The sequence below is a fragment of the Gilliamella apicola genome (assembly GCF_003202655.1).
In the GTDB taxonomy this organism is placed as follows: domain Bacteria; phylum Pseudomonadota; class Gammaproteobacteria; order Enterobacterales; family Orbaceae; genus Gilliamella; species Gilliamella apicola_R.
On record NZ_QGLR01000014.1, the window covers coordinates 47,739 to 59,605 of the forward strand.

The 11,867-nt window shown below is 35.8% G+C and carries 7 protein-coding genes and 2 pseudogenes; 8 read left to right on the forward strand and 1 reads right to left on the reverse strand.

All coding sequences use genetic code 11. The features are described from left to right. Window positions 1-14 precede the first annotated feature (14 nt). The 6 genes and pseudogenes from rsuA to citG all read left to right on the forward strand — a co-directional run bounded on the left by rsuA (window position 15) and on the right by citG (window position 7,083). A complete protein-coding gene (gene rsuA / locus DKK70_RS12720) occupies window positions 15-704 on the forward strand; it encodes a 16S rRNA pseudouridine(516) synthase RsuA (RefSeq protein WP_110434354.1) in 690 nt (229 codons plus the stop codon). A 106-nt stretch (window positions 705-810) separates the two neighbouring features. After that, window positions 811-2,052 (forward strand): Bcr/CflA family multidrug efflux MFS transporter, encoded by a 1,242-nt coding sequence (locus DKK70_RS12725; RefSeq protein WP_219999784.1) that lies wholly within the window; start codon window positions 811-813, stop codon window positions 2,050-2,052. Next, window positions 2,052-2,576 (forward strand): gamma carbonic anhydrase family protein, encoded by a 525-nt coding sequence (locus DKK70_RS12730; RefSeq protein WP_110434355.1) that lies wholly within the window; start codon window positions 2,052-2,054, stop codon window positions 2,574-2,576. Before DKK70_RS12725 ends, DKK70_RS12730 begins: the two co-directional genes overlap by 1 nt. A gap of 140 nt (window positions 2,577-2,716) precedes the next feature. Further along, window positions 2,717-3,217: pseudogene (locus DKK70_RS17700) on the forward strand (DNA translocase FtsK 4TM domain-containing protein); the annotation flags it as partial. 1,404 nt (window positions 3,218-4,621) lie between these two features. Next, a pseudogene (locus DKK70_RS17705) lies at window positions 4,622-6,163 on the forward strand (DNA translocase FtsK); the annotation flags it as partial. A 26-nt stretch (window positions 6,164-6,189) separates the two neighbouring features. Beyond that, a complete protein-coding gene (citG, locus tag DKK70_RS12740) occupies window positions 6,190-7,083 on the forward strand; it encodes a triphosphoribosyl-dephospho-CoA synthase CitG (RefSeq protein ID WP_110434356.1) in 894 nt (297 codons plus the stop codon). A 62-nt stretch (window positions 7,084-7,145) separates the two neighbouring features. Here the strand turns inward: citG and DKK70_RS12745 are convergent, their stop codons facing one another. Next, complete coding sequence (locus tag DKK70_RS12745) at window positions 7,146-8,267, reverse strand: MFS transporter (protein WP_219999786.1); 1,122 nt, start codon at window positions 8,265-8,267, stop codon at window positions 7,146-7,148. Window positions 8,268-8,562: 295 nt separating this feature from the next. On the opposite strand from DKK70_RS12745, the gene DKK70_RS12750 reads away from it, so the two are divergent. Together DKK70_RS12750 and DKK70_RS12755 are read left to right on the forward strand one after the other, a co-directional pair. Next, a complete protein-coding gene (locus tag DKK70_RS12750; RefSeq protein ID WP_110434358.1) occupies window positions 8,563-10,422 on the forward strand; it encodes a beta-glucoside-specific PTS transporter subunit IIABC in 1,860 nt (619 codons plus the stop codon). 9 nt (window positions 10,423-10,431) lie between these two features. After that, complete coding sequence (locus DKK70_RS12755; RefSeq protein WP_110434359.1) at window positions 10,432-11,832, forward strand: glycoside hydrolase family 1 protein; 1,401 nt, start codon at window positions 10,432-10,434, stop codon at window positions 11,830-11,832. Window positions 11,833-11,867 lie beyond the last annotated feature (35 nt).

The window sequence follows — 11,867 nt, forward strand, 5'->3', positions numbered from 1 at the left end:
AATAGTATTTAAATATGCGACTGGATAAATTTCTGGCTCACCATCTGGGTGTAAGCCGAACCATAGTTAATAAAGAACTCAAAGCCCAAAAAGTTACCGTTAATGGGGATATTGTAAAATCAGGGGCTTATCATATTTCACCTGACCAAATTGTAGAATATGATGGCTTCGAAATTGTCCCTATTACTAAAAATCGCTACTTTATGCTCAATAAACCACAAGGTTATGTTTGTTCAACTGATGATCCTGAGCATCCAACTATCCTCTATTTTATTGATGAGCCTATGCCGGAAAAACTGCATTCGGCGGGTAGATTAGATCTTGATACTACCGGGCTAGTTTTATTAACCGATGATGGTAAGTGGTCACATCGGATCACCTCCCCTAAACATCATTGTGAAAAAGTTTATCAAGTGACGGTTGAGCAACCACTTAATGCTAATCTTATTGAGATATTTAGACAAGGTATTCAGCTCAAAAGTGAAAAGACCCTGACTGAACCCGCTAAATTGGTTATCCTTGATGATTATCATGCCGAACTCACAATAAGTGAAGGGCGATATCATCAAGTAAAACGTATGTTCGCCGCAGTAAATAATCATGTTATACAGTTGCATCGCCACCAGATTGGCAATATTATTCTTGATATACCGGAAGGTGAATACCGCCCTCTTACTCAAGATGAGATTAATTCGTTTAAATAGTATTTTTCATTAAAATCCATAATTAATATTCGTTTTGCTAAGTGTTCATAAGTGCTCCAGTCATGGACTTAGCAAAATAAATATTTAGCTCCATAGGAATGACGACGTGCAAACACAAGAGCCACAAGTTAACATTAAAGTTTCTAAACAAGCACTGATTTTTATTCTTGGTTTCATATCAATGTTAATGCCATTATCAATCGATATGTATTTACCAAGCATGCCAACTATTGCCAAGCAATTTAATGTCGCTGACTCCACTGTACAACTGACAATCAGCTGTTATTTATTAGGATTTTCGTTAGGCCAATTATTATTTGGCCCACTGACTGATAGTTATGGACGACGAAAAGTTCTAACTAGCGGTTTAATTATCTTTATAATCGCCGTATTTTGTTGTGGTTTAGCTGCCAGTATCAATCAATTAATCACTGCACGGTTTTTTCATGGAATAGCAGCATCAGCAACCACAATTGTCATTAATGCTTTAATGAAAGATATCTATCGCGATCGTGATGAGTTTTCTAAAATGATGTCATTTGTGATGTTGATATCTAATGTAGCCCCGTTACTCGCACCGATTATAGGTGGTTTTATTCTATTTTGGTTCGACTGGCAAGCTAACTTCTATGCTCTCTGCTTGATGGCTATCATCTGTTTTGCCATGGTGATAATCAATATTCCTGAAACATTAGCTAAAACCAAACGAAATAAATTCAGCCTAACTCGAATTTTGAGTAATTTCATCGCACTGTTTAGACATAGGCAAGTATTTACTTATATGATGATTGGCGCATTTTCTGGCGCTGGTTTATTTTCCTTCTTAAGTTTAGGACCATTTGTCTATATGAACTTACACGGTGTAGCCGCAACTAATTTCGGTTATTATTTTGCAATTAATGTTATCGTTATGGTCTCGATGAACACGCTTAATAGCCGGATAGTGAAACGAGTTGGTTCGATTAAAATGATACAATTAGGTATACTCCTCCAGTTCATCACAGCCATCGGCATGGCAATAGTAAGTCTATTTGACTTAGGTTTTATTTTTTTAGTAGCATGCATTGCCGGTTATATCGGATGCATCTCAACTATAGGCGGTAATTGTATGGCTGTTATTCTCGATTGTTATTCGCATATAGCAGGTACCGCCTCTTCACTTGCTGGCACTCTACGCTTTGCTGTTGCTGGGGCTATGGGGGTATTGCTTTCCGCCCTCGTTTCAACACATACCACAACAACAGTAACGAGCAACTTAACCGAATGGTTAATGGTGGGTTCAATGATAATTTGCAACTTTCTTGCTGCTGGACTATTTTTGAGTGTCAAAAATATAAAAAGGAAATAATGATGATTTATCAATTAGGTGACTTAAAACCACAAATCAATTCTACTTGTTTTATTGCCAAATCAGCCGAGATTATCGGTGATGTTATTTTAGAAGAAGGTGTATCCATCTGGTTTAATGCGGTTTTACGTGGTGATATCGCTACCATTCATATTGGTAAAAATAGCAATGTACAAGATAACAGCACCATTCATATAGAAACCGATATTCCATGTATTGTTGGCGAAAATGTCACAGTTGGTCATAATGTTGTTTTACATAGTTGTACTATTGAGGATAATGCCTTAATTGGTATGGGCAGTACTATTTTAAATAATGCGAGGATTGGCAAAAACTGTTTAGTCGGTGCTAATTCACTAGTTACACATAGCTTACCTTACCAAGAAGGTTGTTTGATTATGGGCGCACCAGCTAAAATTATTCGCAAACTTACCGATGAAGAAATTCAAGCTAATATTAAAAATGCACAACATTATGTATCAAATGCTAAAAGATTTAATCAAACCTTAATTCCATTAACTTAATAGTGTCTAATAAATTAATTTTTATCAACCATTCACGCTATGAGTAGGTTCAAATTATGATAAAATACCCAAAAATTAAATTAAGATAGCTTCTAGGAACGTGTTTGAAAAAATTTAAAATAACCGGAAGACAGATTGTCATGCAATTAATTCTATTATCATTAATAGGATTATCTGTTTGTTTATTTTTATCACTGTTTACTTACAATCCCGCCGATCCCGGTTGGTCACGTACTGCTTGGCACTATCCTATTAGTAATTTTGGCGGTTATCTTGGCGCATATATTTCTGATATTTTATTGCAATTTTTTGGCTTAATCGCCTATAGTCTACCGGTCATTTTTATCCTTTTCTGTTTACAATTAATGAGGTATTTTTACCGCCATAGTAACGATCCTATTAACTATTTCAGTCTTTCATTTAGAATTATCGGTATTTTAGCTTTTGTTTTTAGCTGTTGTGGCTTTTTCACTCTCAATATTCGTGATCCAGAACAATTTCAAGCTGGCGGTTATCTTGGTTTGATAGTTATTAACAGCCTTCTACCTATTATGAGTAACTTGGTTACCTCATTATCTTTACTTGCAATAGCCTTAGCTTGTATAACATTATTGACTGGTTTCTCTTGGCTTTACCTGTTTGAAAAAACGGGTGCATTTGTGATGTTAATGCTATCACCACTAAAATGGTTATTTAGGTCTGATAAAGCCTCAAAACCTGAACATGCGAATCAAGATAAGCATATATCGCCAATTGAAAAACAGCCACAGTTCCATCTACCTGATAATGATGATAACAGTAATAATAAAGATATTGATCTGCCAAATTTAACCGCAAACCATGTAACAACTGCGGTTGAATCTGATATAGATACAACCGAAACAAGCGCTATTTCATTAACAGATGATGAGAAATTCATTAAAACCGCCGCCCAGTTATTGCAAAGCATTGAAGCGAATACAACAATTAACCAAGCCAGTCAATCAACAGATAACATATCTAAAAAAGATATTGATCCTGATGCCATTTTAGCGCGAATGGAAACTATCTTAAAAAATATGAATGAAGGTGCCAAGAGCGGCATTAGTTCAACAAAATCAGAAGGGCAAGTTGACAATCATGAAATTACCCAACCTGTTGAAGAAGATAAGTACACCATTGCCGATGCACCAAGTAAACCACTATTTACTCTAGATGATGCTCAGCCAGAAATAAATCAAGATACTTCACAACACTTAGGTAATTCAATTGTTATGCAACCTCTAGAGGATGAAGTATCGCCAAGCGATATGCCAGAGTATAATAGTTATTTAAAAAATATGGATGAGGGTGCCAAGAGCGACATTAGTTCATCAAAATCAGAATGGCAAACTAACAATCGTGAAATTACCCAACCTGTTGAAGAAGATAAGTACACCATTGCCGATGCACCAAGTAAACCATTATTTACTCTAGATGATGCTCAGCCAGAAATAAATCCAAATCAAAGTAGTTCACAACAGTTGGATGCGCCAATTGTAATGCAACCTTTAGAGGATGAAGTATCGCCAAGCGTGATGCCAGAGTATAATAGTTATTTAAAAAATATGAATGAGGGTGCCAAAAGCGACATTAGTTCATCAACATCAGAATGGCAAACTAACAATCGTGAAATTACCCAACCTATTGAAGAAGATAAGTACACCATTGCCGATGCACCAAGTAAACCATTATTTACTCTAGATGACACTCAACCAGAAATAAATCCAAATCAAAATAGTTCACAACAGTTGGATAATCCAATTGTAATGCAACCTTTAGAGGATGAAGTATCGCCAAGCGTGATGCCTGAATATAATAATTATAATAGTTATCATAATAATGATACTTCTAATGAAGTCGAGATACCTGAAGAGGTAGATATCGCACTTCTTAAAGAAGAAAATCCATTAATAGAGGATATTTATCGAAAACAAGTTGATATTAAACAAAATGAACAACCAACTGTTATCAATACGGAAATAAAAGCAGTTTTAAACCAAGATGAAGATGAAGAAGACGAGGAAGAAAGTCTTATTCATCCTTTATTAAAACGCAATGACAAACCTTTACCAAAACCAACAACACCTTTACCTTCGTTGGATTTATTAACACCGCCACCGACCACGCGGATTGAAATCGATCATGCGGCATTAAACGCCATGGCAGAGCTAATCGAAAAAAGCCTTTCTGATTACCGAGTAAAAGCTCGAGTGGTCGATTATTTACCGGGGCCAGTGATTACTCGTTTTGAAATAGAACTTGCACCAGGAATTAAAGCCGCAAGAATTTCAACACTTGATCGAGATTTAGCTCGCTCATTATCCATGCCTTCAGTACGTGTTGTCGAAGTTATACCGGGTAAACCTTATGTCGGTATTGAATTACCAAATCAAAATCGCCAAACCGTTTATTTTAGAGAGGTGCTAGACAGCCCGCAATTTAAAAATGCACAATCTCCACTTACTGTTGTTCTTGGTAAAGATATCTCGGGGCAATCTGTGGTTGCCGATTTAGCTAAAATGCCACATTTATTAGTTGCAGGAACAACTGGTTCAGGTAAATCAGTTGGTGTTAATGCCATGATATTAAGCATTTTATATAAATCACAGCCTGAAGATGTTAGATTTATAATGATCGACCCGAAAATGTTAGAACTGTCGATTTATGAAGGAATACCTCATCTATTAACCCAAGTGGTAACTGATATGAAAGATGCGGCTAATGCGCTTAATTGGTGTGTTAATGAAATGGAGCGCCGCTATCGATTAATGTCAGCTTTGGGCGTTCGTAACATTGCTGGCTTCAATGAAAAAATCAAACTTGCCGAAGAAATGCAAAGACCAATTCCGGATCCACTTTGGAAACCAACTGATAGTATGGATCTTGAAATGCCAACATTAGAAAAACTACCTTATATTGTAGTTATGGTCGATGAATTTGCCGATTTGATTATGGCTGTCGGTAAAAAAGTCGAGGAACTGATCGCACGACTGGCGCAGAAAGCAAGAGCGGCAGGGATCCATTTAGTTCTGGCTACCCAACGACCTTCTGTTGATGTTATAACCGGTTTAATTAAAGCCAACATACCAACGCGTATTGCGTTCACAGTTTCTAGCAAGATTGATTCACGGACTATTTTAGATCAAATGGGAGCAGAATCACTTCTTGGAATGGGTGACATGCTCTATTTGGCACCAAATAGCTCAATACCTATTCGCGTTCATGGAGCCTTTGTCCGAGATGAAGAAGTTCATGCGGTAGTACAAGATTGGCAAGCACGTGGTAAACCTAAATATATCGAAAATGTAACAGTTTCGAGCAATGATAATGAAGGTGGCGGCTTTGATATGGCCGACGAGGATCTTGATCCACTTTTCGATCAAGTAGTCGCATTTGTGGTTGAAACTCGTCGCGCATCGATATCAAGCGTCCAACGTAAATTCAGAATTGGTTATAATCGTGCAGCACGTATTGTAGAACAAATGGAAGTAGAGGGTATTATAAGTGCGCCTAGCCATAATGGTAATCGAGAAGTACTTGCGCAAGCAACACCTAATGATTATTAGGCTAAAGTTTGCAGGTAAACCAGTTAATGAGTAATTATTCTTCGCAAATTGGTCGCTTAGAATCAGAATTACTTAATCCTCATGTTTTAAGTTTACCACCGATACTTGCTTTAAAAGCATTGATCCGAGAGATCTGTTTATCGCCTAAACCAGGATTGGTTGATATGAATAATAATGGCGCACATCAAGATATGAATTTTCAAACATTCATAAAAAGTATTAGTGCCATTTCAAGTTGGTTTGAAGATTTTTATCAATACGGTAAAAGCAATGCCAACATATCTACTTCTGATTTTTTAACCAATATCAGACCAATAGGTCTTGAATGTGAAAAAGCGATGTTTACTGCAACTAACCAAGTGAATACCCATAAAGGTGGAATATTTGCTTTTGGTCTATTGCTCAGTACCATTGGTAAATTAGCACAACTTAAATCATCAGTGACTGTGCCTATAATCTGTAATGAGGTCGCCAATATTTGCCAAGGTATGGTCAACAATGAATTATCACAAAATAATCACCGTAATTCAGTAGGAGAACGACTTTTTAAGCAACATAATCTTACTGGAGCAAGAGGTGAAGCAGAATCAGGTTATAAGACGGTTAACCAGATATCATTACCAGTTTATCAAAAAATGTTAAATAGTGGTTACAGTGAGGAATCTGCTTTATTACAAGCGATGTTATATTTATTAGCCTACAATCAAGATACCAACTTAGTTTCCCGAGGAGGACTTGAAGGGTTAAATTTTGTGCATAAAGAGGCTAGGGATTTAATCAATCAAGGTGGCATCATGCAACAAAATGGTAGGGAAAAAATGCTAAGATTAGATGACGAACTAATAAAACGTAATTTAAGCCCCGGCGGTTCAGCGGATCTAATTGCCGTTACTTGGTTCCTAGCTAACTATTCAAAATAATATCTATCCTTCAAATACTAAAAAAATTTATCTATCTAATTAGCCTATTTTTTATAAATATTTTAGCCAATGTCGCTTTTAAATTTTATCCAATAGATTATTGATAAAATTGCAGCAATGATGGCTATGCCGGCTAAGCTAAAATAAGCCATAGTCATCGACCATTGCAAACTGATCACACCAACAATAATAGGAAACAGTGTCATGCCTAATGCATAAATAGCTTGAAACAACCCCATTGCTGCTGAACGCGCATACGATGGCACATCTACCATCGCTTCAAAATTTAAAAATGAAAATAGAATACCTGTCCCTATACCAGGAATAATTTGTAAGAGTAAAATGATATAAATATAAGATACTTGAGGTACCAAAATACAATACAGTGCTAATAATAAAAAAGAAAAAATTACCCAACCTGTTATACTCAATAAATTGATCCATTTGCTCGCTGCCAATTTAGCAAATAAAACTGAAGATAACATATAGACCATTGAGGAGATCCCAATTAAAGAGGCACTTCCCCCTAAATCACTCAGTATCTGATTGGTAAAAGACATTGTGGTAGACATTTGAATGCCTTGCTGAATTAAAGCAAGAAACGAAAAAAATAATAATTTTCGGTTACATAAAGCGCTAAATAGAAGATGATAATTAAAATCATGATGGATTTTTTCTGGATATTTAAGTTTTATTGCTAAAATAAACGCCACTAAGCCACTTAAGCAACTAAGCAAACAGATTCCCACCATGTGAATGTAATCATACAATAATGTACTGGTTAGAAAAGCTAAAAATACACCTAGATTATTTACCATTATAATTAAACTGGTTGCATAACCTTTTTTAGATTTAGGATAAAAACCTAAAAAAAGTACCATAAAAGATATCCACATTGCACTTGCGAAACCAGAAATTATGTTACCAATCAAAAATCCAGTGCCGTTCGGTTCAATAATACGAATTACAGAGGCTATTCCAGCAAAAAAGGCTCCTAGCATAATAAAAATTTTATGCTTTTCTTTTACATTGGCTAATAATCCAACTGGTAATCTTAAAAATAATTGTGACAAACCATAAGCACTAACCACAATACCGATTACATTGGTCGATAAATTTATCGCCGCTAGATACGGGGTTTGATAAGGAATATAGATATATTGTGCATACCAGAAAAAAAACACTATACACAAAAGTAAAAAAGACTTCTTTTTAGCCGATTTCATTTATCCACAATTTTAATAGGTATAATTATTGCTTCTAAAAATATATCTAAATAAATTATTTAGCAATAATTAAAGCTTACTTGTCTAATTTTTTAAACTATGCTAGCTTGAAACAGGTAAATGAAGTGATAAAAATTAATCTCACTAAAGTCATACTAATCACAACGTTATGATCAATATTATAATGATAATTGTTAGTGTATTTAGCCTTTTTTATCAATGTAAAACCATTCTTTAAGTAATGGAGAAAATAATGGACTATCAAAAAATTGCACGGCAAATACTTGAATTAGTCGGCGGTAAAAAGAATGTTATTAGTTTAACACACTGCTTTACTCGCTTACGATTTCAATTAAATGACAGTAAAAAGGCTGATCGCGAAAAATTATTACAGACAGAAGGCGTGATTTCGGTCGTTGAAAGTAGTGGGCAATACCAAGTCGTATTAGGCAACAAAGTCACCAAAATTTATGATCAATTACTGCCTTTAATCGGTGAGTTAACGCAAAACAAACTATCTGAACCCAAAGTATCTTTAGGGGTAAAAATTTTAAATGCCTTCGCCGCTATTTTTACACCAATAATCCCGGCTATTGCCGCTTCAGGTATGTTAAAGGGAATTTTAGCTATAGCCGTTATGATAGGTAATTATTACTATCAAACTGATATCAAAACCTATAACACCTATACGATTTTACATGCCGCATCGGATGCAGTTTTTTACTTCATGCCAATAATACTCGGTTATACCGCTGCTAAAGTATTTAAAGCACATGAATTTATCTCCATGATTATTGGTGCAACATTATGCTATCCATCAATCGTCAACTTAATGGCCAGTAAAACCGCAGTCACACTGTTTGCCATCGAACTCACCAAAGCCAGTTATACTTCGAGTGTTATTCCAATTATATTAGCGGTGTTTATTTTAAGTTATGTACAAAGATTTCTAGAAAATATTATTCCAGAAGTCTTAAAAATTATCATGGTACCTACTTTTTCATTACTTATCATGATCCCCGCTACATTACTTATTTTTGGCCCAATTGGTATCTATATCGGCGAATTTATAAACTGGGTCTATTACTTCATCATGGGGGTCAGTCCTATCTTATTAGGTGCTTTTATTGGTGGTGTATGGTGTATTTTAGTTATATTTGGTGCTCACCGCGCAATTGTGCCAATTGGCATCAATGATGTAGCGCAAACAGGCAGACAAAATCTTTTGGCATTTGCTGGTGCGGCTAATTTTGCCCAAGCTGGTGCAGCGTTTGGCGTATTTTTCAAAACCAAAAATAAAAATCTTAAAACAGTCGCAGCATCGGCAACGGTCACAGCCCTGTTTGGCATTACTGAGCCAGCAATTTATGGTGCCAATTTAAGATTAAAAAGACCGATGATCTGCGCCGTCATTTGTGGCGCAATCGCAGGGGGCTTAATGGGTTGGGGAGGCTCCTATGGTAACGCATTTGCTAACCAAGGAGTATTAACAATACCGGTGTACGCCGAAGCAGGTACAAAAGCATTCTTATGTTATTTAATAGGCATAGGTTTTGCTTTTTTTGGTTCATGCATTATGACGATGATTGTTGGGTTTAATGATATACCAAATGAAGAAACATCAAAAACAATGCCAACAACGTCCAGTACACAATTAACTTCAGATACCACTATTGTGTCGCCAGTTGCTGGCGAGGTGATAGCGTTAAATCAAGTCAAAGATGAAGTATTCGCCTCAGGTGCAATGGGAAAAGGAATCGCAGTTTATCCTAGAGTGGGTGAAATCGTTGCCCCTGAAGATTGTACCGTTACGGCACTCTACCCTACTTTACATGCAATAGGGCTAAAATTAGATAATGGTATTGAACTACTAATTCATATCGGTATTGATACAGTTAATTTACAAGGTAAATACTTCCAATCTTATGTTCACGCTGGTCAACATATTACTAAAGGAACCAAATTAGTTTCATTTGATATTGATAAAATAAAACAACAATTTGATTTAACCACCTCAATTATTGTGGTTAATTCCGATCAATATAAACATATAGAATATTGTCAACAAGCTCAGGTTAGTGAAAAAGACGATTTATTATTTATTCAAGTTTAGAGGTTAGTTATGAAAGCTTTTGCTAAGGATTTTTGGTGGGGGGCATCATCTTCAGCATTTCAAATTGAAGGTGGATGGGATGCAGATGGCAAAGGAATGACTGTTGCCGATTATAATTCATTTCAACGCTCTGCTATACAAGCCGACAGTAAAGTCGCCAGTGATTTTTATCATCATGTTGAAAGTGATATTGCGTTATTTAAAGAGTTAGGATTAAAAACTTATCGCTTTTCTATATCATGGGCTCGTATTATTCCCGATGGTGATGGTGAAATAAATCAAGCTGGCATTGATTTCTACAATAGAGTCATCAATGAATTAATCAAGAACGATATCATTCCATTTATCACTCTTTATCATTTTGACTTACCATTCGCCTTAGTTGATAAATATAATGGTTGGCAAGATCGTCGCTGTGTTGATGCATTCAGACGTTATGCGCAAATCTGTTATCAAGCATTTGGCGATCGGGTAAAACATTGGCAGATTAATAATGAACAAAATCTGATGATTCGTGTCAATGAAAGAATGAATATGTACCAAGTTGCGCCTGAGGATATTGAAAAAGTTCGCGCCCAAATGGATTATCATATGTTTGTTGCTCATGCGATGGCAACCAATGATTGTCATGAGCTAATTTCTGGTAGTAAAGTGGGGCCGGCGGTATCATCAACCATGACCTACCCTGCAAGTAACAAACCCATGGATGTATGGGCGGCGAAAATGAATGATAATTTCAAAACCAATTACGCACTTGAAATGTACTGTTTTGGTGACTATCCAGGGTATTATAAAAATTACTTAAATCGTTGTGGTATCTATCCTATTACTCAAGTAGAAGATGCGCAAATTTTAAAACAAGCAAAACCTGATTTTATTGCTGTAAACTATTATCGAACTTTGGTTGCCAGCTATTTACCTGAAGACGATGCGCATCCATTTGGTAGCAAAGAAAAAGATATCGATTTTGATCTTTATGGTTATTTCAAGATCGAAAAAAATCCAAACTTAGTCGCCTCAACTTATGGTGCACAAATTGACCCTATGGGATTACGCCTTGTACTAAATGAATATTATCGCCAATATCGTTTACCGTTAATTATTACTGAAAATGGCTTAGGCACTCCTGATATCTTAACCGCTGACAATAAAGTACATGATGATTATCGCATTGATTATATCAAATCACATATTTTAGCTTGTCATGATGCGATTGAAGATGGTGTTGAACTATTCGGATACTGTCCATGGTCAGTAATTGATTTATTAAGCTCACATCAAGGTTTCAAAAAACGTTATGGCTTTGTCTATGTCGATCGAGATGATCATGACTTAAAAACGCTTAATCGAATTAAAAAAGATAGTTTTTATTGGTATCAGCAAGTCATCAAAGATAATGGCATTAAATAATATTGCAAAACTAAACATGATGGGCGCTGAAAGGC